Annotated in this window: 22 protein-coding genes and 1 other annotated feature; of the genes, 15 read left to right on the top strand and 7 right to left on the bottom strand. The window is 39.2% G+C overall.

The window, feature by feature from the left end; genetic code table 11:
• Nucleotides 1-2: 2 nt before the first annotated feature.
• The 6 genes from B5Y67_RS23570 to B5Y67_RS23545 all read right to left on the bottom strand — a co-directional run bounded on the left by B5Y67_RS23570 (nucleotide 3) and on the right by B5Y67_RS23545 (nucleotide 6,325).
• A complete protein-coding gene (locus tag B5Y67_RS23570; RefSeq protein WP_088228813.1) occupies nucleotides 3-935 on the bottom strand; it encodes a lysylphosphatidylglycerol synthase domain-containing protein in 933 nt (310 codons plus the stop codon).
• A 45-nt stretch (nucleotides 936-980) separates the two neighbouring features.
• Nucleotides 981-2,000 (bottom strand): glycosyltransferase family 2 protein, encoded by a 1,020-nt coding sequence (locus tag B5Y67_RS23565; RefSeq protein WP_088228812.1) that lies wholly within the window; start codon nucleotides 1,998-2,000, stop codon nucleotides 981-983.
• A 121-nt stretch (nucleotides 2,001-2,121) separates the two neighbouring features.
• Nucleotides 2,122-3,285 carry a UDP-galactopyranose mutase gene (gene glf, locus B5Y67_RS23560; protein WP_088228811.1) on the bottom strand — a complete coding sequence of 388 codons (1,164 nt, stop codon included), beginning with the start codon at nucleotides 3,283-3,285 and terminating at the stop codon, nucleotides 2,122-2,124.
• 337 nt (nucleotides 3,286-3,622) lie between these two features.
• A complete protein-coding gene (locus B5Y67_RS23555) occupies nucleotides 3,623-4,663 on the bottom strand; it encodes a hypothetical protein (protein ID WP_088228810.1) in 1,041 nt (346 codons plus the stop codon).
• A 213-nt stretch (nucleotides 4,664-4,876) separates the two neighbouring features.
• Nucleotides 4,877-5,350 carry an ion channel gene (locus B5Y67_RS23550; protein ID WP_088228809.1) on the bottom strand — a complete coding sequence of 158 codons (474 nt, stop codon included), beginning with the start codon at nucleotides 5,348-5,350 and terminating at the stop codon, nucleotides 4,877-4,879.
• A gap of 117 nt (nucleotides 5,351-5,467) precedes the next feature.
• Nucleotides 5,468-6,325, bottom strand: a complete 858-nt coding sequence (locus B5Y67_RS23545; protein ID WP_088228808.1) for a YitT family protein — start codon at nucleotides 6,323-6,325, stop codon at nucleotides 5,468-5,470.
• 828 nt (nucleotides 6,326-7,153) lie between these two features.
• Between B5Y67_RS23545 and B5Y67_RS23540 the strand changes: the two genes are divergently transcribed.
• The 12 genes from B5Y67_RS23540 to leuS all read left to right on the top strand — a co-directional run bounded on the left by B5Y67_RS23540 (nucleotide 7,154) and on the right by leuS (nucleotide 21,418).
• A complete protein-coding gene (locus B5Y67_RS23540) occupies nucleotides 7,154-8,272 on the top strand; it encodes a hypothetical protein (RefSeq protein WP_088228807.1) in 1,119 nt (372 codons plus the stop codon).
• Nucleotides 8,273-8,379: 107 nt separating this feature from the next.
• The gene (locus B5Y67_RS23535) at nucleotides 8,380-8,775 is read left to right on the top strand and encodes a hypothetical protein (RefSeq protein WP_088228806.1); all 396 of its coding nucleotides are present in this window, start codon (nucleotides 8,380-8,382) and stop codon (nucleotides 8,773-8,775) included.
• Nucleotides 8,776-9,181: 406 nt separating this feature from the next.
• Complete coding sequence (locus B5Y67_RS23530) at nucleotides 9,182-9,625, top strand: YcxB family protein (protein WP_348982320.1); 444 nt, start codon at nucleotides 9,182-9,184, stop codon at nucleotides 9,623-9,625.
• 814 nt (nucleotides 9,626-10,439) lie between these two features.
• Complete coding sequence (locus tag B5Y67_RS23520; protein WP_242976096.1) at nucleotides 10,440-11,006, top strand: hypothetical protein; 567 nt, start codon at nucleotides 10,440-10,442, stop codon at nucleotides 11,004-11,006.
• Between the two features lie 229 nt (nucleotides 11,007-11,235).
• Entirely contained in the window at nucleotides 11,236-11,640 is a 405-nt protein-coding gene (locus B5Y67_RS23515) for a hypothetical protein (RefSeq protein ID WP_088228803.1), read from the top strand.
• Nucleotides 11,641-12,664: 1,024 nt separating this feature from the next.
• Entirely contained in the window at nucleotides 12,665-13,090 is a 426-nt protein-coding gene (locus B5Y67_RS23510; RefSeq protein ID WP_170932792.1) for a hypothetical protein, read from the top strand.
• A 534-nt stretch (nucleotides 13,091-13,624) separates the two neighbouring features.
• Nucleotides 13,625-15,673 (top strand): cell wall-binding repeat-containing protein, encoded by a 2,049-nt coding sequence (locus B5Y67_RS23505; RefSeq protein ID WP_170932791.1) that lies wholly within the window; start codon nucleotides 13,625-13,627, stop codon nucleotides 15,671-15,673.
• Nucleotides 15,674-16,453: 780 nt separating this feature from the next.
• The gene (gene nadD / locus B5Y67_RS23500) at nucleotides 16,454-17,056 is read left to right on the top strand and encodes a nicotinate-nucleotide adenylyltransferase (protein WP_088228800.1); all 603 of its coding nucleotides are present in this window, start codon (nucleotides 16,454-16,456) and stop codon (nucleotides 17,054-17,056) included.
• Between the two features lie 73 nt (nucleotides 17,057-17,129).
• The gene (locus B5Y67_RS23495; RefSeq protein WP_348982318.1) at nucleotides 17,130-17,378 is read left to right on the top strand and encodes an RNA-binding protein; all 249 of its coding nucleotides are present in this window, start codon (nucleotides 17,130-17,132) and stop codon (nucleotides 17,376-17,378) included.
• Nucleotides 17,379-17,635: 257 nt separating this feature from the next.
• The gene (gene yqeK / locus B5Y67_RS23490; protein ID WP_170932790.1) at nucleotides 17,636-18,217 is read left to right on the top strand and encodes a bis(5'-nucleosyl)-tetraphosphatase (symmetrical) YqeK; all 582 of its coding nucleotides are present in this window, start codon (nucleotides 17,636-17,638) and stop codon (nucleotides 18,215-18,217) included.
• On the top strand, nucleotides 18,207-18,563 hold the full coding sequence (gene rsfS, locus B5Y67_RS23485) for a ribosome silencing factor (protein ID WP_088228799.1): 357 nt from the start codon (nucleotides 18,207-18,209) through the stop codon (nucleotides 18,561-18,563). Before yqeK ends, rsfS begins: the two co-directional genes overlap by 11 nt.
• 101 nt (nucleotides 18,564-18,664) lie before the next feature.
• Nucleotides 18,665-18,863: a binding site (T-box leader), on the top strand.
• A 50-nt stretch (nucleotides 18,864-18,913) separates the two neighbouring features.
• Nucleotides 18,914-21,418: a leucine--tRNA ligase gene (leuS, locus tag B5Y67_RS23480; RefSeq protein ID WP_088228798.1), complete on the top strand. Its 2,505-nt coding sequence runs from the start codon at nucleotides 18,914-18,916 to the stop codon at nucleotides 21,416-21,418.
• A 21-nt stretch (nucleotides 21,419-21,439) separates the two neighbouring features.
• On the opposite strand, the gene B5Y67_RS23475 is transcribed toward leuS, so the two are convergent.
• Nucleotides 21,440-21,760, bottom strand: coding sequence for an AbrB/MazE/SpoVT family DNA-binding domain-containing protein (locus tag B5Y67_RS23475; RefSeq protein ID WP_088228797.1), 321 nt, complete (start codon nucleotides 21,758-21,760; stop codon nucleotides 21,440-21,442).
• Between the two features lie 119 nt (nucleotides 21,761-21,879).
• Between B5Y67_RS23475 and B5Y67_RS23470 the strand changes: the two genes are divergently transcribed.
• The 3 genes from B5Y67_RS23470 (at nucleotide 21,880) to B5Y67_RS25090 (ending at nucleotide 24,412) form a co-directional block, all read left to right on the top strand.
• Nucleotides 21,880-22,587 carry an ion channel gene (locus B5Y67_RS23470; RefSeq protein WP_088228796.1) on the top strand — a complete coding sequence of 236 codons (708 nt, stop codon included), beginning with the start codon at nucleotides 21,880-21,882 and terminating at the stop codon, nucleotides 22,585-22,587.
• 219 nt (nucleotides 22,588-22,806) lie between these two features.
• Complete coding sequence (locus tag B5Y67_RS23465) at nucleotides 22,807-24,132, top strand: PhoH family protein (protein ID WP_088229064.1); 1,326 nt, start codon at nucleotides 22,807-22,809, stop codon at nucleotides 24,130-24,132.
• On the top strand, nucleotides 24,098-24,412 hold the full coding sequence (locus B5Y67_RS25090) for a hypothetical protein (protein ID WP_170932789.1): 315 nt from the start codon (nucleotides 24,098-24,100) through the stop codon (nucleotides 24,410-24,412). The genes B5Y67_RS23465 and B5Y67_RS25090 overlap by 35 nt, the downstream gene beginning before the upstream one ends.
• The last annotated feature ends 578 nt before the right edge of the window (nucleotides 24,413-24,990 follow it).

Raw genomic sequence — 24,990 nt, 5'->3', positions numbered from 1 at the left:
GCTTATTTGGGATTCTTTTGGAGACTTGTGCGTCTCATATTACTGAGCGTTTCTCCGTATTGCCCGCGAAGAGCAACAATGTAAAGGAAGATACCTAAGGGCAGGAGTGCCGCGTACTGGATCAGATGCAATAACAAGCTTGCTGTGAGTGCTGTCGTCTGGTCGATTCCCAAGCCCCCGAGGCCTAAAATTGTTCCATATTCGAAAAGACCGATTGCTCCCGGGGTAGCCGGTATGAAATTAATGATATTGGTTGCAGCGAAAACAGCCAGGGACATGCGAATGGATGCTCCCCAGGGAAAGCCAAAGGCCACAAGTCCGATCCATGTCGACACAAGCAGCAGAACCCAGGAAAGAACAACCCAAGCCATCATTTTGACTGAATCAAAATTTAAATATTCGTTGAAATAACTGCGCAGCCGTGGAAGAAGAGCGATCAGGATACCAAAAACAATAAAGACGGCAATACAGAGAAAAGTCAGAATCCAGAGGGCTTTGAGCAAATTTTGATCCTTGAACCCTGCAAAGGGAACCGCAGGAATCGAAACCAACATAATTGCGGCAAAATCGGCGAAAGCCGGTATGATTAAGAGTTTTGTCCGCCGCAGGGCATTGTAGCTTGCCGGGAAAAAGGCAGCCCGCAGTCCTTCGCCGACATGGAAAGGTAAAACCATGTTAGCGGCGTGACCTAAACCCACAATTTGTAAAGCGGTCATTCTGTCCATGTCCCGGTCAATACCCCGTGTATAGGCAAGTCCGCGAATATAGTTGGCATAGATATAAACAGCGATTGAAAAAATTGTCAGGCTCCAGCTGATATTTGAACTGAATACTTGTTCGACATGCAGATCTTTGATTGCTCCGATTGAGTAGTAAATAACAACAACAGTGATCAGCATACCTGAAATGAGCTTTAGTTTTGTAGCATTGGGCATTCATTTGCTCCCTTGATTAAAGATTCTTGTGAATTTGAAGAAAGGTCAGTTAAATTTATAGACTTTTCGTGCGATGTTATATAAGCCAACGGTGATTTTATTGCCGGAATTTCCGGGCAGGGTTGTCACCATTCTGAGAAACCTTATGAGGGCATGCCGGTATAGGCCATTGTCACAATTGATCAGGAAGGACCAAAGCTCCTTTTCCTTCTTAATGTCTTCCTGTGTTCCGGAAATTCTTAGGAACACGGTGCAAATGGTCATCATAATTGCCAAATAGCCCAGCATATAGCTGGATAGCTTTTTACTGGCGATGCTTCCAGGCAAGCGGTGACAGCCTATCATGATGCGGGTTACCAAAAGCTGTTGATCAATTCTCTTGAGCATCACGCTTTCGTTGACTGACTGATCCTGGCGGCCAATAAAGTAATGATAAAGATCCACATCGAGATAATATATAGTTTTGACAAAAGGCAGCGGTTGGTATGCAAATATATTGTCCACATAAAACGTGTGTTTAGGCAGTTTAAGACCACATTCGTGCAAGAGCTGTGTTTTGTAAATTAAGGAATGCATTAAAAGGTACTTCCAGGGATGGAATCTCTTCATGTCATCCCAACCGAATATCTGCTGACGCGGGAAGACATTGCTATAGTTAATGACGTGTCTGGTCCCTTCAGCCAGTTTTTCATAGATATAGTTACAGACCATCATGTCTGGAGCAGAGTTGTCAGCAACTAAGGTTTTGAGGGTCTGCAGAACCTTAGCCAAGCCTTGTTCGTCGATCCAGTCATCAGAGTCTACAACTTTAAAATAAAGACCGGAGGCGTTTTTTATACCTGTATTAACCGCTTCACCATGCCCGCCGTTTTCTTGATGAATTACCCGTACAAAATCAGGGTATTGTTCGGCATAATGATCGGCAATTTTTCCGGTGTTATCGGTAGAACCGTCGTCGACAATAATAATCTCCACATCATTTCCGAAGGGAAGAAGTGTATCGATGCAGCGTTCCATATAAGAGGCTGAATTGTAACAGGGGATGGCAAATGAAATTGTTCTCAAACTAAATGCTCCGTTCTGCAACGTTTTGCGTTAATTTTCCCGATCTTGGGAAGTGAACTCGTTAGCGAACCACTCCCACTTGTAGAATGGGAGTCTTATGATTGGATAAATTGAAATTCCCTTAACCTATTATGGTATCTGCAAGTTCTAAAGCTTTAGCAGCTATTGCGTCCATATTATAGTATTTGTACTCTGCAAGTCTGCCTAGGACATAAAAATTCGGGAATTCATCAGTAAGCGTTCGATAGCGTTCATAGAGGGTTGAATTTTCAGGGTTTTGGATTGGGTAATAGGGAGTCTCGCCGTCTGTTCCCGTATATGCCCGGGGATATTCTTTGACTATCGTTGTTCGTTCGTTCAGAACCTGTCCCGTAAGGTGCTTGAATTCAGTGATACGAGTATAGTCTTGATCAACCGGATAATTTACGGTCCCTTTGGGTTGGTACCAGGTCATTTCATGTGTCTCGAAAACAAAATCTAACGTTCGGTAAGGCAGGCGTCCGTAGCGGCAGTCAAACAATTCGTCGAGCGGTCCGGAGTAGATGACCGACCCGTTAAAAAGGTTACCATCAAGGAATACTTTCCCGGATTCGAGACGAAGCCGTTTGCGGGCGTCGGAATTAAGACTAAGCTCAATATTAGGATGCTCGAGCATGCCTGCAAAGAGTGAGGTATAGCTTTGAGCGGGGATACCTTGATAAGTATCTTGAAAGTAGCGGTTGTCATAGGAAATAAAGACAGGCACGCGTGCTGTAACTAAGGAATCAATTTCATCCGGAGCGAGCCCCCATTGCTTTTGGGTGTAATACAAAAACACGTTCTTGTAGATGAAATCTGCGATTTCGGCAAGTTCAGGATCATGTTGCTGTCGTAAATCCAAGATGGGTACCTTGCTGCCGAAGCCAAAGGTGTCGATCAGCTTTTGCTCAATTCTGCCTGCTTTGCTTGGCTCATAGGCTAAGTGAAGGGAATTAAGGTTAAAAGGAATAGGCATCAGCTGTCCGTGGATATCGCCTACTACCTCGTGGGAGTAATTTCGCCAAGTTGTGAAGCGGGAGAGATAATCAAAGACTCTTTTACTGTTCGTATGAAAGATGTGAGGACCATACCCATGGATAAGAATTCCGTTTTTATCCTTAAAATCATAAGTATTGCCTCCGATATGACCGCGCATTTCCAGAATCAATACTTTTTTACCTGCTCGTTCAGCCAATTCCCGCGCAATAACTGATCCTGCCATACCACAGCCGATCACGAGGCAATCATATAGTTTCTTGTCGTTCATGTTGATTTTATCCTACATTCTAAAGTATTTTTTAATAGTATTTGTGTCCCCTGTGATGTTTTATTAATTTCATATTACCATGGTCTGAAATTATTGCAATTAGTTAGGGAAAATTCTCCATTATCGATTAGGCACAAAAGGTATTATATATACCGAAACTTAAATTCACCTTAAAGAATAATTCAATTCGAATTAATCTAATCTAATATCGCAGTCAAAATTAATCCAACAATTCAAACAATCGAATTGAATCCAATCCAATTCGATTTATAACCTGGTTTATCCTGGAAATATAGTCTTCTATATAGAATAATCATATGCTTTGGTTGCTCAACAACTATTTAACCTCATTCTCCATTAATTCTATAAGGCTCTGTCCTAGATTGACTCTTTCCGCCGGGCGATCTGGACCACCGTTTTCGAGGTTCTTTCGATATCGGCTGAAGGGATCTAAATCACTTTGGCGATTAATGAATCGTTCGACAAACGAATAGGGGAAGATTAATTTATGATGGTTATTAAGGCTTTCACAATAAAATTCAGCAGCGACAAGTCCTTGCCTGCTTAGTAAATCAATTGTCACCAAAAAACTATTTCCGCTTACCCCCAAAGAATGGAGATCGGACATTAAATAATAGCAATAATCATCATCCAGCAATTTAAAATCTTTAAGGTCAAGTTTCCTGAAGCTATCTAACTGAGCTGTCAGTGTTTGGCCGCCATTTAAATTTGTTGTATCATCGTCTTCATTTTCTTGAGGCTGTTGGAGTGTTATCTTTACTCTTAGATTCTTAAATGGAATTGGGAAGCCAAGGTAAATGTTAGAATCAAGAATTTTCAAGCGTGACGAAACAGCCGCAAGGGTTATAACATTCAAGTTATTCGCAAGAAAGTCAGCATCCAGTAATTCTTCAACCGTTGGCAGTTGTCCGACCTTACTGACATTTTTCAAATCTCCTAAGATCTTAACGATGAAATAAAAGATAAAACAAAGGGCCAGACTTAGACCGAGGAGCAGAATAATTTTGTCCGCCAGAGAAGGGTTCCTAATTAGGAGGTTTAGCACTATTGTCGTCCATATTATCATTGAAAAGGTTAAGACCATTTGGGAAAAGGTAATAATCTTGATCAAGAAGGCATTTTTGTCCTTGATAATTTGTTCGTACAAAATAAATTTTCGAAAGACTTCCTGGCCGATAGCCTGTTTATCAAGAAATAGGTTCTTTTTATAAGGCAAGGTAAAAATTCCCCAGAGAATTTCACGACTATACTGCACGCTGTGCTGGCTGTTCATGGATATAAAGATGGTAATCAGACCAACAACAGAAAGTATCCCTGAGTTAATTGCCAACAGCAGACCAATTGTTTCACCAGACATTAAACCCCTCCCATACTTAGTTGATACCTGATTGATAACAAGTAATTTCAACGTCTAGTTTGCACTCGATTAACTATGTTTAGTTATTGATTTTTCGGGGTACAAACCTTGGGAGTTAAACCCGGTACTCCGCTGGTCATCGCAATTTACTCTCAAAACAATAAAAGAGAGGTGTATCACCTCTCTAAATAGATTGTTTTTTTAATAAAACATTTATTCATCTGCATCTATAAACTTGATGACCAATATGGCAATAGCTAACAAACCCAAAATATATCCAAAAATCATTTCACTTGCAACAAATATTTTGGCAGTGTTTGATATAGGATATATATCTCCATAACCCGTAGTTGTAAAGGTTGTAATACTAAAATAAATACTATCAATCGTCGTCAAAATTCTATCGTTTTTAAAGAAATGAGAATAACTTCTTGATAGTTTTAAGTATAAATCGCCATAGCCTACAATTAAAATAATGCCAAATGAAACTACCTTTGCTAAAGGGAACTTTATTTGGTCTCTTTGAAGTATCTTTCTAAATAAAAAACTAAAATCAATAATAAAATACAATATTAAAACAAACATTAAATCAAGAGGAATATAGTTTATAAAAAAATCTCCAATAATAATTAATATTATTAATAAGCTTAGGAAAAGGGGATCCTTTACAATTGCAAAAAATCTCATTGATTACCTCCTAATAACTACTTTTCTAGCGTATATTATAAAAATGTAGGTAATCATCATATAATAAGCTTCACGACTAATTATCTATTATAAAAAATGCGGCTTCATAATTTGAAATTAATGAATTGCTCTTTTTTTTGATTTCCCGCCAATAACATCGTGAACATCGTGGATTGTTACGAAAGCATTTTCATCTATTTCATCGATAATTGATTTTAGCTCAGCAATCTCCAAACGAGTTATAACCGAGTATAGAACGCTTTTGGGCCGCCCAGAAAACCCACCCTTACCTTCCAAGAACGTCACACCTCTACCTAATCGAGTAAATAGAACGTTTGCAATTTCTTCTGGATGCTCAGAGACAATCATAGCTGCTTTGGATTCATCCAATCCCTGTATAGTCAAGTCAATTACTTTAAAGGCAATGAAATAAGCAATCAGTGAGTACATAGCTCTATCCCAGCCAAACAATATTCCTGCGCTGCTCAAAATAAAAATATTAAAAACCATTACTATTTCTCCAACTGAAAATCCAATCCGTTTTGATGTGACAATAGCCACAATCTCTGTTCCGTCCATTGAACCTCCATATCGGACCACTAACCCAACTCCTATGCCAAGGATAATTCCGCCAAATACTGCTGCCAATAAAGTATCATTTGTTAATCCAGGGACAGGATTCAAAATGCTTACTCCTAAAGACAATATTGTGATAGAAAATAACGTCGAGAGCACAAATTTTTTTCCAATTTGATAGTACCTAAAAATGAGAAAAGGAATATTAAAAGTGAAAATAAATGCTCCCAAAGGCAGTTTTGTAAGATGGCTGGCCATGATAGAGATTCCAGTAATGCCCCCATCTATAATGTCATTGGGGACAAGAAATATTTCAAGGCCGATTGCTGCTAGTACTGAACCGAGAAACAAGAATACGAACTTTTTTAGGCTTCTAACTATATTTTTCCTTTTTTGTATTGTTAAACTCCTCCTTCTGTAGTTATACTAACATATTCTGAAAATCAAATCGACCCAATTTATCTCAAATTTGGCCAATGCTAATACAAAAATACCATATAACGGTGTATAAGAAAAAAATAGTCAAAACGTTTGTAACTAATAAGTTTACGATTATTAGTATTTTGAGGTAAAATAACGATGTTATTAACTAATGATGAAGTTAATCTATGGAAAACTTAAAGAGGAAAACTGCCTAGGATCTATCATTGCTGTTTCTCTAACTGAACAAATAAATTATGATTATGAATTATAGAGGTTGGTATGAAAAAAATTGGAATTATGGGCGGAACCTTAATATACAACCGATACATTTCTACAAGGTGATTTACTACATTACGAGTAAGCCCTCAAATAGCATCTTATGTTATCAGTTCAATATTATCTACTTTCCCTAGGCTGCTTTAGTATGTGAGTAGCTATTTTTCTTATATTTTATGATTAATTTTTATTAGCAAAATTATATTATATGACCTACACAATGGCCCACCAATGTCAGTTCAACGTTGGAGGGTCATTATGTCTATTAGGTAATATAAGTTAAATAAGTAATTGGAAAGCAAAACCTTCTGCTGTAAATGCAGAAGTTACTTTTTTATCTAATTAGACAAGATTCCCCTTACTTCGTGAGAATCTTATGAGATGATTATGTTGGCTTTCAAGTTATTTTATTAAACTTACTTCAATAGGGATTTTTTAGTCTATAATGTGAATCCGGTATAATATGGTAATCGCCTATAAGAGAAATTTCTCTGTATCCATAATGAGGTAATTTTGTTGGAGGCTTTTATGGGAACAAAATTTGCGAATATACAAGTTCTGGATTTACCAATTTGTGATGTTGAGAATTTATTGCCGGGTTGTATCGCAAAAAAACTATCCGCGAACTGGACAACTATATTACATGAAGAGTTTCAAATTGGAATGATTGAACAAGTAGGAAAAGTATTATCTAAGAAAATTGAAAAAACTATTTTAACGGTAGGGTATTTTGATGATGATGTTATTGCCCTTCATATTTTTAGAAACGGGAAGTGTGTAACATGTCATATATCAGAATATGCCTATGGATATAAGAAAAAGATTGGTAACCCTTCAAAATTTGTAAGTGAACTAGAACTACCCGATAGCGATACCGAACGTTTAAAGGGGATCTTTAAATGTGAGGATTTGGCAAAGAAAGTTGAACTTCTCGAAAGATTGTTAGCCGCCCCGCTATGGATAGATAAGGAAGCGTTAATAGAATACGGAGATGAAAATTTTAAACGAGAACGCGATACAGTTTTTATTGACGAGTATATCTGGGAGCAGAAAGAATTAAATAAGAAAATTAAAAGTCAAACGAAAGTAAGGTTATTAATAGAATTCGAGGGTCTTTTAGCATCTTCATCCCAGAGCGGTAAGTTTCTTGTTCATCTCCCTTCTGCTGATGGGAAGTATTATAGTCATTTGCAGCATATTTATAATACAACTCCAGAGGGCTTCCTTTCGACTCTTTATAAGGAGGATATAATTAAATTCAACCTTTTTGATGAGATATTATCTAATAACAGTTATATTGTGGTCTATAATAATTCATCAATTTCATATTCAACCAATGAACGCGGAATAGAGGAAACAAAGAGAATGCCTGCAAAAATGTCGTTCTTGGATTATAATGGAAACCTGATTACTGAAACTATTTTTCCAATAGAAGTATCAAAACCTTTGTTGCTCTTTTCAGATGGTACAGTTCTTTGTCTAAGAACATTAAGAAAAGGGCTCAATCAGGGATTAGTAGCGTATAGACCCGACGGCAATAAAAGATGGGAATTGGAGGTGGGTTATTTACATATTTATCCCCAACTTTATAATAATAATGTTTTTCTTCATTATAAAAAAGATGATAAATCAGAAATATTAAAGTAAATGTCAACGGAATAATTGAAGCAAGATACTCATTAACTACTTTTGGAGTCTATTGGAAAAGGTTCATATTTGATAATGATGGAAATCTGTTTTACACTGTTAATTCGATGAACAATAATATTAAACAGACAAAATTATATTATTTTAACAATGACCTTGAAAAATTATCTGAAATTCAAATAAGCGGTGTAAGTGCTGAAGCAGTATTAGGCTATAAAAAATTATTTATATATATCTTTCAAAAAGAATTTATTGCAATCGATATTCAAACTTTGCAGATTACCGCTAAATTAAAACGTATCGAAGGAACATATTTTGGTTGCATTGATGCTCAAGAAAGAATTATGATGCTTAAAGGTTCAAATACAATTGAAGTTTATGATTTCGAACTAAATCTAATATCTCGTCATCGCTTAAAAGGTGAGATTTCAGAATATTATCATAATGTCAAAGGAAATGCCTGCTTCCTAACGAGTACTAGATATGCATTTAAAATGGGTTGACGGATAAAGCAATACTTAGAGTTTTTGAAATTTCATAGCTCGCTAATTCAAGTTATTCATATACCAGTTAGGCTAATAACTGGAATTTTACAGAATGGAGAAGATCTGTAGTTTTGTCTTTTACAGGACGCAAGAAGTAAGATAAAGGTAATTTTCATTAATGGAGAATGATTCCGATGAGCCAATAAGGATTTTTATGCGAACTAGTTCGAATAAAATCCGTATAGATTACAATTAACAAATTTTGCATAAAAAAGTTATGTGTCATTGAGCGCTTAATAGGTCTAGGGACTTGCAAGAAAGGAAGTAAAATCGAATCGCGGAGAATCAGAAAAGCGAGGTAATTCTTTTGGAGAGTAAAGTTCTTGTTGAGATCAAATATTCTGATAAAGATATTAGAAATGCGATGTTTGAGATTATTAACAGAATAAATAGGTTGTGGGTTGTTTCCGCTTGTATGTTAATCGTAATTGTATGCGTATCGTTTGTGGAAATAAAGAATGGATTTAGTAACTACTACAATGGACTTATTTGTGTATTTCTCGTTACTTATTTTATATTTTTAGTACTTTTCTACATCTATCCTATAAACAGATATATTGATGTTTATAAGCTAAGAGGAGATAGCACATTTATTTTTACAATTGAGAAGATTGAAATACAGCGTAAAGATATTCAGAGTTCATGTAATTGGAGCCTTTTTAATAAAGCATTCGAGTTATCTAAATGTTTTGCCTTAAGGGATACAAATAAAGCTCTAACTATATTACCAAAGCGATCTTTTAAAAGCGAATCAGATATTGAAGAGTTTAGGAATATTCTTAGTAGGAAAATGAAGGTTTACAAATAGCTATATATAATTGGGAAACTCAAGAGGATAAGCTCACATCACATAACGTTCTTCATAGGACGCAAAGTAAAATAAGGTAAAGTTTCATTGATATCGAATGATTTTAATCTCCTAATTAGCGAACAAGTGAGGGAGGAAAGGTCTGGTAAATGGAAGGTAGGGATTGAAATGCGTTCAAGGTTTGTTCAAATATTAGTAGGGGCTGTAATTGGTTTTCTATATATATGTTTCTGGAGAATTATGCCAGACAACATTAGTAATTATTTTTTTGGCCCATACGTTGGTATTAATAACTGGGATTTGATAACTATTTATTCCGTTCCAATTTTAGCGGGTATAGCTGCGTACTGGTTTCGTCGAATACGTTGGGCATTGTTGTCATGAGATAGTAGTGCTAACATAAAAATTGACCACTTAATACAATTATCCATATACACGTTAGTCTCATTAGCAGAAGTCCAGACTAGGAAGCGAGTGTCTATAATGTGAGTGTGAAGATTACAGTAAATCGATGAAAATGAGAGTAAGATGAATTTTTAAATTTTAGTAAAACACGTTTCTAGCTTGAAAAAAGGCAGAAATCAGAAACACCTAAATTTTCACTCACGGTCAAATTTGGCCCAAAATGTTGTATTTATTTTTTAATAAGTAGACGTAATGTCTTTTATAGGACGCTGAAGGATATTTATCCCAATAGGACGAAGAAATATAAATATTACGAATCTGGTTCATTAATAGAACGTTAGGTGACAGATCATGAAAACGGCGCGTCCATGCGCTGAAAAGAAGAATAGATCTAAGAATATTCAAGGGGGTGGCTTTAATAAAATATCATCGAAATGACACAGTTGCGTCAGATCCAGTCAATATTACTTTATCTAATAAGAAGCTTAAGATTTTAAGACCTGATTTATATGGTATTAGAGGTGTTTCTAAGCGAAAAATTAGAGAAATTATTGAAGAGCATATTTTTTACGGCGATAGTCAACCTGCTATTGTGATTTCTTTAAAACCATTGTTAGTAGCAGCATATTCAGATGAATTGGATTGTATAGCAATGCTTAGTTATCCTGAAAGTTTTGTTATTGATTATTTTCTGGAAGAGAAGACCAAACTTATAACAATTAACACCTATACTAGTAACCCTCCTTATCAAAAGGATTTAATAATTGGACAAAACCAGTTAAATAATTGGTACGGATTCCATCCAATTATTGCCGAGTTTGTTTCTGAAGATATCGAGAAAATCCAAAGCCGAAAAGAAATGGTAAATGAGGATAATTGGGATTATGTATATAAATTAGGTATTGAATATGCAAAAAAGAATCCGAATGTATGGCGTGATGGGAGGCCAATGTTTTCAAAAGTTTCTGCCTTATAGAAAAGGCATTATTAAGAAGGCACCAAGAATGGTGCCTTCTTAGTTACGGGCCATGATCCGTCGCCTAACTCCTAGAGATTTATGAAGTTGATAAACAATGGCACCAGCAAGACACGGGTGCTATTGTCATAACGCTCTTTATAGGACGCAAGGAGTAAAATAAAGGTAAATTATTTATTGTGGCGAATGCTAATAGAGCAAATATTAGGCGAAGGAATGAAGCGTGAGAATGACAAGAGTTGAGATATTAATAAAAATTCTTCCCGATATGTTAACAGAATTGGGTGGTATATTGTTTATTATATGGGTATTTAACCATTTATCTAATGATGGATTATTTTGGCCTAAAGTAGTAATATTACTTGGTATTTTGATATGGTTATCCCTTCCGTTTACTTATACTTTACTTGACTTGATTTTCCAAAATATTAACAGTACAGAAGGTGTTTTAAAAAGCACATCTTTTGATATTGAGAATAGAATGTTCGGTTATTATAGCTATTTGATTAAGAATGCTTACGATGAGGTAACCAGATTAAGAAGCATAAAATTCCTTTGGAAGTACAGAAATCATAAGGTAAGACTGTTTTATGGAGAAATGTCGCATACAATAATTAAAATTGAGGGGTTATAGCCCTCAATTTATTGAAGTACCCTTGTTTCAATCTGGAATAAGGGTTTCGTTTTTGCTTAACGTAACCTCTCTTGTAGGACGTATCGTGTAACAAAGGCAAATATTTCATCGTTGACGAATTATGTGTATCTAGGATAAGTACCCGAAAGAAGAAAAGGAGGGTAAAAAGATTAGAAAGTTAACAACTCTCTATCTCTATATTGTATTAAATTTTTTATTTCTTTTACTTTCTTATATTTTGAATTTTGGGTGGATAAGGTTCTCCTTTATAATTATATCTGTCCCATACTTTATTTGGTTAACTAAAGTAAATGTTATCTACGTAAAGAACTTACCGTTTCACAATTTTGAAATAAAAAATTCAAAGGACGTTATTTTTTTTAATATTTCATTTATATTATTTAATTTGTTTTTTCCAGATGGTGGAGATACAGGTCCTGATTATTGTTTTTTGGGACTAATCAAATTACAATCAGTATTACTAGGTAATCTTACTTATATTATTTCGTTTCTTTTTTTGGCTGTACATATGTTTTATCTTCGAGAACAACTTAAAGAATTAAGACAGTTTAAAAATAAGACTATTTAGAATCTGCTCTTTTTTAAAGAGCCGTAGTCTAGTCTATCCATATTACGCTTGTGCTCTTTTATAACGCCTCTTTATGGGAGGCAGAAGGATATTTATTTCATTGAACTAGGGCATATAGCGACTAATTCGGTAATATCTCTTGATTTTAAGATTACACAAATCTATTCATTAATAATACGTGCCACGATTCTCTAGTAAAGGCCGTTCTTTCCTTAACGCGGATGAAGGAAATTTCAAGTATTCATTAGAAAAACTAGTTATAATTATTTCAAGATTATTGAGGGGGCGAAAGCCTAAATACTTTGTATTAATAGGATAGTGTAAGGAGATTGAGACAAATGAGATTAAGTAATTGGTAATTTGAAATCATTCTTTATTAACTTACTAATGAATATATTAGTAAATCTCATTTTGTTTTTGATTATGCAGGGAATTATGTTTGTAAGTAATTCTGTGACATTTGCATTAACCATCACTTCTATTTTGACAATAGCTATATATATGTGTGTTGGCGCACATTTTACTTTGCAGGAAAATAGACTAAAGAACTTACTATCAATTTCACTGCCAGCAATAATTGGATTAATATTATGGATTATTTGTATGATAAATTCTCCTGAAAATACAAATTTTGAATCGACAGAAGGCGGCATATGGATAATATTTGCACTTTATACATATGGAACATCTTATTTAACATTGAGCATAAATGAGGTTTTATTAGGGATTACAAATAGCTTATTTCATAGAGATTTTTTAAATACGGGTTATTTATTATTTGCTGCATCGTTTCTACCAACATTATTGTTTTGGTTAGGAATGGAACTCAAGAATAGTAAAATGAGATTAACTCAAAAATAGATAAGTTCTTTTTGTATAAATTAATAAGCAGTAACAATCGGTAAAACGTTTTATAAGAAACAGGAAGAGTTTATTGTTAATATTTTGAATGACGTAGGGGACTGCGATTGATAGGCAGCGTTTTTTATAACCTTCATTCATACGTATCTTCGCTAAAGACCCATATACCGAACTTCCCCAAAGGCTAATAATGCAAAATTAATGTGATTAAAGTAAATGACTGTTAGCGGAAGCTAGTGAAATGAGGGGATTTATAACTGGCCCCTTATTCAATTGCTTAACCATTATAAAAGAAATGATCATAGGATCTGAAAATGCGAGTGTTGAAGGTCGGACGGTGCTGGAAAACTGACGACAGGTATCTAACCACTTGGAAATTAAAGTAATTGTCGGATAATTGCAGAAAATGTAGATTTCTTTTGCATATTCAATTAAAGGTATTAACGTCTACTTGAAGAAATAAGAATAGATTTACTCGTAAATTAGGTAACCAGATGGAACACAAATTATTATAGGAGGATAAAAACTATGACGATGAGTAATCACAGAACACAAATCTTTTTGACAATTGCCTTGATAATGACGTTTTGGTTTCTACCATCGCAGTGTTCTGCGCTAACGAAAACCTCAACCAGGCTGGCAGGAGTGGACAGGTATGCCACTGCGGCCCAAATAGCCGGAAATGGTTGGGTTCAATCAGACAACGCCGTCATAACTTATGGAGAGAATTTCCCTGATGCACTAGCAGCCGCTCCTTTAGCAAAATCATTGAATGCGCCCATCCTTCTAACGACAACCAACAGCATCCCCGAAAGCACGAAGCAAACCTTGACTTCATTAAAGGTCAAGACTGTATATTTGGTTGGTGGTCAAGCGGTGATTTCTCAAAACGTGGCCGATAGTCTTACTGCCATGGGAATTAGTGTTACTCGCCTAGCGGGGGTGGATAGGTATGATACTGCCATCCAGGTCGCCGAACAACTAAAACCGCCTTCAACGCTATTCGTGACTACCGGCGAGGATTATGCCGACGCATTATCTGTGGCTCCGATAGCGGCTGCTAAACAATGCCCAATCATTCTTGTGCCTAAAAATTACTTACCAGATTCAGTTGAAAATTATATTTCCACCTTGACAGTTGATAAAACGTATGTCATTGGTACCCAGGACATGATAAGCGACAGTGTCATGAACTATTTCCCCAATCCCGTACGAATTACCGGTGATGATAAATTTGAACGTAATATAGCTATTATCAATCAATTCGCCGGAGATCTGAGTGGTGCTAATCTCTATGCTGCCACAGGGAATAATTTTGCAGATGCGTTGACGGGAACTACTTTGGCGGCTACCAACAAATCTCCGATCGTTCTGACAGATCAAAACTTGAGTGGAGCAACCAAAAACTACCTGCAGCAGAATCTAAGGTTCAAGAACTTGTTTATCCTTGGTGGCACAAGCGTTGTCGCAGATTCATTGTTTGATCTGCCTGAACAAGCTAGTGGGACACTTTCGGCATCGGACATCTCCAAAAAGTTGAATCCATCTGTTGTTTATATCACTGTCAACGATAAAAATGGGAACAACATTGGCACTGCATCCGGAATAATTGTCGGTTCTGATGGTTATATCCTAACTAATTATCATGTCATCAATGGGGGCAATAGTGCGACTGTGACGCTGACCGACGGAACTAAATACCAAGTGTCAAAGGTCGTTGGGTACGACTCAGCTCGTGATGATGCCTTGCTCAAAATCAATGCCGATAACTTGACATCGGCGGTTCTTGGCGACTCTGATAAAATAAACAACGGAGACAAGGTCTATGCCATTGGAAACCCAGAAGGTCTTGTTAATTCGATATCCGATGGTATTATAGGCAGTACAAAAAGAACTTTTAATACTCAAAGTTATATCCAATTTACTGCGCCTATATCTCCTGGTTCCAGCGGAGGCGCATTGATCAACGAGGCCGGTCAGGTAATTGGGGTTACCACAGCTTATTTAGAAAACGGTCAGAATATAAACTTAGCCATTCCGATCAATGATTGCAAACAAATCTTTACCCAGAATTTAAACCTCTCTCTGGACGGTGTTTATGCCCAGAATATTCTCGTTCCTGTGCCAACATCTTCATCATTAGCAGCACCAACAGCTTCTTCATCTTATCAGAATTTTCAAAATTACTTGAATACTGTTTATGGAACGCTTGAATATAGCAATTATAAATTTCATATTACATGGCAAGTAGAACCTGGTACAAAAGGAGAAGATTATTTTATATTTGGAAGTATTAAAAAAGAGGAATTTCATGACTGGCAGAAATTGCTATCGGAGAACCATACACCATTTAGAAATTTTGCGGATGCAATGAATACATTTATGAAAACAAACTTTTCTAGTAAGACATATCTCGGTGGGCTTTATTACTTTGATGAATTTGACCAACGCCCTACGGACTTTCCAGAAGATGAGATTCATATTACAGCGTCCGGAAAATATGTTTTAATGCACCTCTCGCTCATGTTCTACTTTGATGGCGAAAATAGAGGCGGGATGATAAACAATCCTTCAAATAAATGAAAATTTAAAATAAAAGAAACTGCTAGACTATTCTTCTTCTAGTAGTTTCTTTTAATTATAATGTGTATGTTATAAGTAATCTTATTTCAAGTAGTCGATATGGTGGATGGGGATTTTCATATAACTTCAGGTTATCCATATACTGGCATCTTGATTTTTTACACCAGTTAACTAATTATAAACAATCCTCCCTTTCATTAACGGATAATAGCCTATCTTTCTTTCGATTTCATGTCGGAAGCTACAAATTATTTCCTAGGGGGCGTCCAGCATTTAATAAGGATGCTGTCACCTAAGAAAGTGAAATTTAACATAACAGGGTTACAAATAGTGTCACTTCGCCGTCTCTAATAATTACAAGTAATGGTAAGTTATAACTACCATCAATGCGTATAAATTTTTGTTTTGAAAAAGTTATGCTTCCTTAAAACTCTTAGAAAAGATCCCCCAGGAAACCGGCATGTAGGGATTCCTTTGTTTAAACATAGTACTGCCGATTCTTGATTAGATATTCCGTGGCTGTAAATCGGAAGCCCATAGGAAGGTGCTAATAAAAATTTATTGAGTTGTTAGAACTCTTAATGCTTCAAAAATTTAAATAATCATTTTAAGTGCGAATGAGTTTTCGATTATAGTATTTTGAGGTAAAATAACGATGTCATTATCTAATGATGAAAGTTTATCTATAGAAAACTTAATGGGAAAAGGGACCTAGGATCTATCACTAATGTTTTTTTAACTGAAACAAATAAATTATAATCATGGGGTATAGAGGAAATTATGGTAAAAATTGGCGTTATGGGTGGAACCTTCGATCCCATCCATTATGGACATTTAGTTGCTGCAGAAATGGCGCGCAGTGAATTTAATCTGAGTAAGGTTTTATTTATCCCAACGGGGATACCGCCTCACAAAGACCGGCTCGATATTTCGGCGGGGAAATCCCGCTTGGAAATGGTTGAACGCGCTATTAAAGACAATCCAGCCTTCGAATGTTCTGCCATGGAAATTGAGCGTCAGGGGCCTTCCTATACGGTGGAGACACTGCGTCTTTTGAGCAAAATTTGGCCTGAGCATGAGCTGTATTTTATTACGGGAACAGATGCCCTGCGTGAGATTTTTTCTTGGCGGGAGGCTGAAGAGATTTTGACCATGATTCAATTTATTGGGGCAGCCCGCCCCGGCTTCGATGCTAAAGATTTTTTGCAGTCTGTACGACAGGACCATCCGGAAATTGTTGATAAAATTCATTATTTGGAAGTCCCGGCTCTGGCGATTTCTTCTACGGATATTAGAATGCGGGTAAAACAACAAAAACCTATTCGCTATTTACTGCCCGAAGCGGTACGTTTGTTTATTGAGCAAAAAAATCTTTATCGGTGAACTTGTCATTACATACTCTGCTGGGATTTGACCATACTAAAAATGAATCAATATCAAAGAGGTGAGTATTATAATGACAACTCTATACGTCGGAAATCTCCCGTGGAATACTACAGCGGATGAACTCGGGGAATTCTTCTCTACCTATGGCCATGTGGAAAGCAGCCGAATTATTACTGATCGTGAGACAGGCCGCTCCAGAGGATTTGGATTTATTGAGGTTGGCGAAGAGGACGCTGAACGTATGACGCAGGAGTTAAATGGCAAAGATTTTGGCGGAAGACCTCTAACGGTGAATGAAGCTAAACCGAAACAAATGTAATATCCCGCGGACTGGAAGGGAGGCCCTCTGACATGCTTGTGGGGGTCTCCCTTCTAAAATGACTAAATATATTTCAACTGCTTCCTGTACCTCTTGTTGAGCAATCATACTTACGTTAATGTTTTAAGTCACAGATCACGGACAATACTAAAATTAAGGTTAATTTATAAAAAATTTTGCAGTTGATGGCCTAAATTGATAGAATGTAAGATAATGCAAAAGAGATAGATAATTGGCGTTTAAGGGGGAGCGGGAACGTGGAGCTGCAGGTTGAAGAGGTAATGAGTCTTGCCAGGCATATGATTTCAGAGTCAAGGTTCAAGCATACTTTGGGCGTTGCTGATCACGCGGAAATGTTAGCCAAACGCCACGGGGTCGATCCTGTGAAAGCACGATGTGCGGGGTTAGCTCATGATTTGGCAAAGGAACTTCCAGCAAAGGTACAGGTGGGTTTAGCACGCTATTGGAATCTGCTGGAATACCCCGAAGATGAGAAGTATCCTTATGTTTTGCACGGCCGTCTTTCGGCCTATTGGCTGGAACATTATTTTAAGGTTGAGGATAAAGACTTGTTGGCGGCAATTGCCAGTCATACTTTAGGGAGACCAGGAATGTCCCCCTTAGAGATGCTGATTTACAGCGCTGATTTAACAGAACCAGGCCGAACTTTTCCGGAAGTGGACAAGTTGCGTCAATCCCTGTATGATGATTTAGAAAAGGGTACGTTTGACTGTGTTGAAGGCACTTTACTATATTTAAAGGAAAGCAACCATCCAATTCATCCTTTAACGCAACTAACCTATGATGATTTGAAAAGGAGGATATCTATTGGAACTTGATCAAAAAAAACTCACCGAAGTTGTTCATCTGGCCGAAGATAAAAAGGGTGGTGATCTTACCCTTCTCAACCTAAAGGGAATTTCTATGGTTACAGATTATTGTCTGATCGTGACGGGAAATTCATCAATCCAGGTGAAAGCGATCACGAATCACTTGGAGGAAAAATTGCCAGAGATCGGAATTTCAGTAATGCACGTTGAAGGATTGCCTGATGCTAAGTGGGTTTTGATGGATTGCGGCGGGGACTTGGTCATACATATCATGACTCCGGAACAACGTGAGTTTTACCAGCTTGAGCGCCTTTGGAAGGATGCTCAGGAGGTTTCTTTCGCCAGTTTGGTTTAAGGGTTTTTAAAAAAGTATTTTTTATCCGATCGTAAGACTCCCACTTCTACAAGTGGGAGTGGCTCCCATACGAGTTCACTAAGGAAAAACGACTTCTATAATTAAAAGCTGTGATAGGGAATAGTACTCGAAACCCTTCTTCAGAGAAGCGGCGGTTGGTGAAAGCCGTTGAAGGGGATTGTTGGAACTCGTCCTGGAGCTGTGTTCAGGTAATAATGAACATCGGTGAGAACCGTTACAATCTTTGAGTGTATTTAGGAATTTGGGTGGTATCACGGGAGCAGGCCTCTCGTCCCTTGGGACGGGGGGATTTTTGCTATAAGCCGTAAATAATAAGGGGGAAGGTTTTAATGCAAGAGAAATATTCGTTTATAGAAATTGAACCCAAGTGGCAGAAGAAATGGCTGGAAGAAAAGGCTTATAAGACAGAAGAATCTTCCGACAAGCCAAAGTATTATGCTTTAGCCATGTTCCCTTATCCCTCCGGGGATTTGCATATGGGTCATGTGAGAAACTATTCCATTGCTGATGTTATAGCCCGTTTTAAGCGGATGCAGGGTTTTAATGTTCTTCATCCCATTGGCTGGGACTCTTTTGGCTTGCCTGCAGAAAATGCTGCCATTAAGCACCAGACTCCACCGGCAGATTGGACTTGGAAAAACATTGCCAACATGCAGCGCCAGCTTAAGGGAATGGGGCTTTCCTATGATTGGGATCGGGAAGTTGCAACTTGCCATCCGGGATATTACAAGTGGACACAGTGGATGTTTTTGGAGTTTTATAAGCATGGCTTGGTGTATAAGAAAAAGGCTGCGGTTAATTGGTGTCCTTCCTGCACCACGGTTTTAGCAAATGAGCAAGTTGTCGACGGGGCCTGTGAGCGGTGTGATACGCCTGTGACGAAGAAAAACCTCGAACAGTGGTTTTTCAAAATTACGGATTATGCTGAGACTCTGCTGCGGGATTTGGATGATCTGCCCGGCTGGCCTGAGAAGGTTAAAACCATGCAGCGCAATTGGATTGGGCGTTCGGAAGGTGTCGAGGTTCAATTTGCTTTAGAGGGGCGATCAGAGAAATTTTCGGTTTATACAACTCGCGTTGATACTCTGTTCGGAGTAAGTTATGTTGTTCTAGCGCCTGAACATCCCCTGGTTCTGGAATTAGTGAAGGGAACGAAGTATGAGGCTGACGTTTTGGCCTTCATCAATAAAATGAACGGGTTGAATGAAATCGCTCGAACCTCGACAGAAGCTGAAAAAGAAGGCTTGTTTATCGGGGCTTATTGCCTCAATCCCTTAAGCGGTGAGAAGCTGCCTATTTGGATTGCCAATTATGTTCTTGTGGAATATGGCACTGGTGCGGTTATGGGAGTTCCTGCCCACGATGAACGGGACTTTGAGTTTGCCACGAAGTATCAATTACCCATTAAAACAGTCATTGTGCCTAACGATAGTGAGCCTGGCGAGAAGGACAACCCCCTTAAAGCTGCTTATACGGACGATGGTATTCTGGTTAATTCCGGTTCCTTTGACGGTCTGAGCAGTGACGAGGGCTGGGATAAGATTGCTGATGAAGTAGAGCGTTGTGGTGTTGGCCAGCGCAAGGTCAATTTCCGCTTGCGTGACTGGCTCATATCCCGACAGCGGTATTGGGGTGCACCGATTCCGATGGTATATTGTGAAGCTTGTGGTACTGTTCCTGTCCCGGAAGAGCAGCTGCCGGTAATGCTCCCTGAAGATGTGGTGTTTAAAACGGGAGAAAATCCTTTGGCGACTTCGAAGTCCTTTATAGAAACGACGTGTCCGAAGTGCGGCGGTCCTGCGCACCGTGAAACAGATACCATGGATACCTTTGCTTGTTCCTCCTGGTATTTCCTCAGATATACCGATCCTCGAAATACTGAGGCACCTTTTACTAAGGATGCTGTGGATCAGTGGATGAATGTTGACCAGTATGTGGGCGGGGTTGAACATGCTATTCTTCACCTTTTATACGCTCGCTTCTTTACCAAAGGCCTGCGGGATTTTGGTTATCTGAAAGCTAACGAACCCTTCCAAAACTTACTGACTCAAGGCATGGTTTGTATGGACGGTTCGAAAATGTCCAAATCGAAGGGGAATATCGTCAGCCCCGAGGCCATTATCGGAAAATATGGCGCCGATACAGCGAGATTATTTATTCTTTTCGCCGCTCCGCCGGAAAGAGATCTGGAATGGAGCGATCAGGGGGTTGAAGGGTGCTATCGCTTCCTCAATCGGATTTGGCGCTTAGTTGCTCAATATGAGTCTATTATTAAGGAGACGAGAAAGGTTCCTTCGTCTAAGGCTGATTTGGAAAAAGAGTGGGCTAATCTGGATTCGGCAGGCAAAGAGATGAGACGGCAAACTCACTTGGCGATCCAGAGAGTGACAGTGGATGTTGGCACGCGCTATAACTTTAATACTGCCATCAGTACGATTATGGAGTGGGTCAACGCTCTCTATCTCTATAAGGAGCAGCCAACGGCCAATGCTTTAGTCGGCAGAGAGGCTATTGAAGGAATTCTCCTTCTTCTGGCTCCTTTTGCGCCGCATATTACGGAGGAACTCTGGCAAGGCATTGGGCATACGAACAGTATTCATGAACAGCCATGGCCAGAGGCAGATGAAAAAGCCCTTGTTCAGGATGAAGTGACGGTTGTTCTGCAGGTCAATGGGAAGGTTCGGGATCGGATTCAGGTTCCCGCTGAGATATCGGCTGCGGAGTTGGAAAAGATCGTTGTTTCTCAGCCGAAAGTGGTTGAATGGACCCAAGGGAAAACTGTTGTTAAGGTGATTACGGTGCCTGGGAAATTGGTGAATTTGGTGGTTAAATAGGGGGACTTGAGGGGACTTGTGTCAGGCCTCGCTCAGTGCATACGACGCAGAGCAAACTAGCCGTTCAAGCGACTTGCTTTGGGGAGCGGGGTTCCCACCATAAGCGCCATTCATGGCGCTATGGCGGCGGCGCACGTCCGAAGGCCATGGATGGCCGAGTGTCCCCGTAGCCCCTCGAACTGACTTCTTGGTTTTAGGCTGGACTTCAATAATTCCTTCTTTTTCATCTAAGATGAAGACTAATCTATCTCCTTCATTTAGTTTTAAAAGAGTTCTCAATTCTACTGGAATAGTCATTTGTCCTTTGCTTGTTAACTTTCCAGAAAGAAGTTGTTTCGCTATAATTCATTACTAGGTTAACCCGTTGATAAATGTGCGCCGTCTTTTTTCGTGGACGTTAGGGATAAGTAACACAGAAATGGACTGTTTGGAATAATATGGTGTCATGAGGAGGTGATGGAATGGGTCAGCAGGATAAAGTAAAGGGTCAATGGCCTCCGCATATTTGGTATCCGCCACATCCATGCCCTATAAGTTCACCAAATGTCGAGGAGGGAGAGGGATCCTTCACCTATTCTAAGCCTTTCCCAAAACCTGAACATGAGTCTGGCGGATTATCGGAACGAGATATTGCAGTTGCTGAAATTTGGCCTTTGCTGCCCGCGGCTGTTGGGGATGGAGCTGCGATCTTATTGCTGCTTATGGTAAACCATAAGCAATGGAATGATGAGAACGATAATGAGGGTTTTAAAGGATATCCTGAGCCTCAAAATACTCCGGTAGGCTCAGCTGTAGTCGTTATTTATTCGATAGTCGCAACTGCGGGTGTTTCTTACTATGTGTTTAAGGTGTTAACAAGTACTAACGGGCATTTGCTTAGTGGATTTATTCCTACGGTCTCAGCCATTACTCTTTTGCTAATTTATTTTGCAGTTGCTTATGACCTTGAATATCACATGGTTCCAGGAAGTTTTACAGGAAGCAATTTCGGAAATGACATTGTCTCCGAATTATTTACTTTTGTCTATTTTAGTATTACAACGTTTGCTACTGCAAGCATGGGAGACTTTTCGCCAATAAGTAATGCCTCAAGGATTTTAGTAACTCTCGAAGTTCTATTCTTTATATATATCTTTACAATGGGGATCGTCTTTTTTGCTGATCCCTAAAACGTGTGGAATTATAGATGTACCTGTGATGGATAAGAATTTTTGTCATGCTTTTTCAGAGCATGACTTTTTTTGTTGGTTTCTGTATGCCGGTCATGGTTATTTCATTATGGAATATAGATTAAATGAGATAAGTTTACATGCAGTAATGGATTTTTAAAGATATTTGGGAAGTTATGGAATATGTTATTAGAAGAGGGGCAAAAAGGATGTGTTAGTTTGCAAAAGGTCTATGTGCTCGATTCAAGTGTATTATTGCATGACCCGAGAGCGATTTTTCAATTCCAGGATAATGAGGTCATTATTCCGTTTGTTGTTTTAGAGGAAATCGAAGGCAAAAAACGTCAGCAGGATAATGTTGGCCGAGCGGCTCGGGAGGCTGTTCGAAATCTGGATTATTTGCGGAATTCCGGTCAGCTTTCTCAAGGAGTCCCTTTACCGGGCGGGGGAATAATTCGAATTGAACTTAATCATTATTCAAAGGAAATTCTTCCGCTTAAGTCCGATATGGGTTTAGCGGATAATAGAATTTTGGCAGTTTCCTTAAGTTTGGCCCATGAGGATGAGCGCAGCGTGATATTGGTTACGAAGGATATTGCTATGCGTGTTAAAGCTGATGCTTTGGGAATTTTGACGGAGGATTATTATAATGACAAGGTGGCTATGACTCAGATTACGGATGAAGTTTTGACTGTATCCCTGGAAGATAAGCAGATCGATGAACTATACCGGAATAACTTTATTTATTGGCAAGAGCCTTTACCAGCCAATGGCTGTATTAAGACGGTTTTGAGTGATCATTGTATCCTCCCGCTTGTTGCGTCGCCTGATGGCAATAAGCTTATTTATTGCCTGGGGCAAGGACGGGCTTCCTGGGATATTCGGCCCAAAAATATGGAACAGTCCTGGGCTTTGGAGATGCTCCACAATCCGGAAATAAAGTTGGTCAATCTGATGGGTCCGGCGGGGACGGGGAAGACTCTGCTTGCTTTAGCGAGTGGTTTGGAACAGACGGTTCATGCTGAGAAATATGTTCGGCTGCTTTGTGCCCGGCCAATAATTCCTTTTGGCAAAGATATTGGTTTTCTTCCCGGGGAAAAGGAACAAAAGGTACGTCCCTATATGCAGCCTATTTATGACAATCTGGAGTTTTTGTTAAGGTCAAAGCGGGATAAGGAACGGGAGCGAAACGGCGAGTCTATTGTGGAGAGTGCCATTGATCTGCTGATTAAGAAAAAGCAGTTGGAAATTGAAGTGCTCACATATATTCGGGGACGGAGTATTCCTAATCAATTTTTGATTATTGATGAGGCCCAGAATCTGACGGCCCATGAGGTTAAGACGATTATAACGCGTGCCGGTGAGGGGACGAAAATTGTTCTTTGCGGGGATACGGATCAGATTGATCATCCGTATTTGGATAGGGAAAGTAATGGGTTGGCGTATATTGCCTCCCGACTGAAGGGGCAGCCGTTCTATGGCCAGGTGCGGTTGATTCATGGGGAGCGGAGTGATTTGGCGACAAGGGCGGCGAGCTTGCTTTAGAGGGGGGACTTGTGAGGGGACTTGTGTCAGGCCTCGCTCGGTGCATACGACGCAGAGCAAACTAACCGTTCAAGCGACTTGCTTTGGGGAGCGGGGTTCCCGCCATAAGCGCCATCCTTGGCGCTATGGCGGCGGTGCACGTCCTGTGCGCCGCCCCGTGTTTGGGGTCAAGTCGCTTTCACGGAGTTTGCTGACTGCTTACGTAAAGACCTCGCGCTGCCTGACACTGCGTCCCTGGCTTAGGGGGTCGAGGAACGGTGAGGATAGTCTTATAAGGTGATTTGGGAGACGGCACCAAGAGGTGCACCGTCATTTGGGGTTATAATAAACGATTGTTTTAGTCTGCTTACGTAAAGACCTCGCGCTGCCTGACACTGCGTCGCTGGGTTAGGGGGTCGAGGAACGGTGCGGATTGTGTTATAAGGTGATTGTGGAGGCGCCATCCGGAGGTGCGCGGTTATGTGGGGTTCTCATACACGGTGGTTTTATTCTGCTTACGTAAAGACCTCGCGCTGGCTGACACTACGTCCCTGGCTTAGGGGGTCGAGGAACGGTGAGGATAGTCTTATAAGGTGATTTGGGAGACGGCACCAAGAGGTGCACCGTCATTTGGGGTTATAATAAACGATTGTTTTATTCTGCTTACGTAAAGATCTCGCGCTGTCTGACACTGCGTCCCTGGCTAGGGGGTCGAGGAACGGTGAGGATAGTCTTATAAGGTGATTTTAGGAGACGGTACTTTAAGGTGCACCGTCTTTCTTATTTCATGATCCTAATTCTTCAACATTCCTTAAAGCAATCTGATTCGACAGGATAAGAACTACTTTGCAGCAGGAAAAAGAAGGAATTTACCGAAAA

The sequence above is a fragment of the Desulfosporosinus sp. FKB genome (assembly GCF_002196705.1).
Classification (GTDB): Bacteria; Bacillota; Desulfitobacteriia; order Desulfitobacteriales; family Desulfitobacteriaceae; genus Desulfosporosinus.
This window is presented reverse-complemented; position numbering and strand designations above follow the sequence as displayed.

Coding starts and splice junctions, on each gene's coding strand:
- B5Y67_RS23570 (WP_088228813.1), bottom strand. CDS start 935: ATGCCCAATGCTACAAAACTAAAGCTCATTTCAGGTATGCTGATCACT.
- glf (WP_088228811.1), bottom strand. CDS start 3,285: ATGAACGACAAGAAACTATATGATTGCCTCGTGATCGGCTGTGGTATG.
- B5Y67_RS23510 (WP_170932792.1), top strand. CDS start 12,665: ATGTTTGTAAGTAATTCTGTGACATTTGCATTAACCATCACTTCTATT.
- B5Y67_RS23540 (WP_088228807.1), top strand. CDS start 7,154: ATGGGAACAAAATTTGCGAATATACAAGTTCTGGATTTACCAATTTGT.
- B5Y67_RS23495 (WP_348982318.1), top strand. CDS start 17,130: ATGACAACTCTATACGTCGGAAATCTCCCGTGGAATACTACAGCGGAT.
- B5Y67_RS23505 (WP_170932791.1), top strand. CDS start 13,625: ATGAGTAATCACAGAACACAAATCTTTTTGACAATTGCCTTGATAATG.
- leuS (WP_088228798.1), top strand. CDS start 18,914: ATGCAAGAGAAATATTCGTTTATAGAAATTGAACCCAAGTGGCAGAAG.
- B5Y67_RS23470 (WP_088228796.1), top strand. CDS start 21,880: ATGGGTCAGCAGGATAAAGTAAAGGGTCAATGGCCTCCGCATATTTGG.
- B5Y67_RS23550 (WP_088228809.1), bottom strand. CDS start 5,350: ATGAGATTTTTTGCAATTGTAAAGGATCCCCTTTTCCTAAGCTTATTA.
- B5Y67_RS23535 (WP_088228806.1), top strand. CDS start 8,380: ATGAACAATAATATTAAACAGACAAAATTATATTATTTTAACAATGAC.
- B5Y67_RS23530 (WP_348982320.1), top strand. CDS start 9,182: ATGTTTGAGATTATTAACAGAATAAATAGGTTGTGGGTTGTTTCCGCT.
- B5Y67_RS23515 (WP_088228803.1), top strand. CDS start 11,236: ATGACAAGAGTTGAGATATTAATAAAAATTCTTCCCGATATGTTAACA.
- nadD (WP_088228800.1), top strand. CDS start 16,454: ATGGTAAAAATTGGCGTTATGGGTGGAACCTTCGATCCCATCCATTAT.
- B5Y67_RS23555 (WP_088228810.1), bottom strand. CDS start 4,663: ATGTCTGGTGAAACAATTGGTCTGCTGTTGGCAATTAACTCAGGGATA.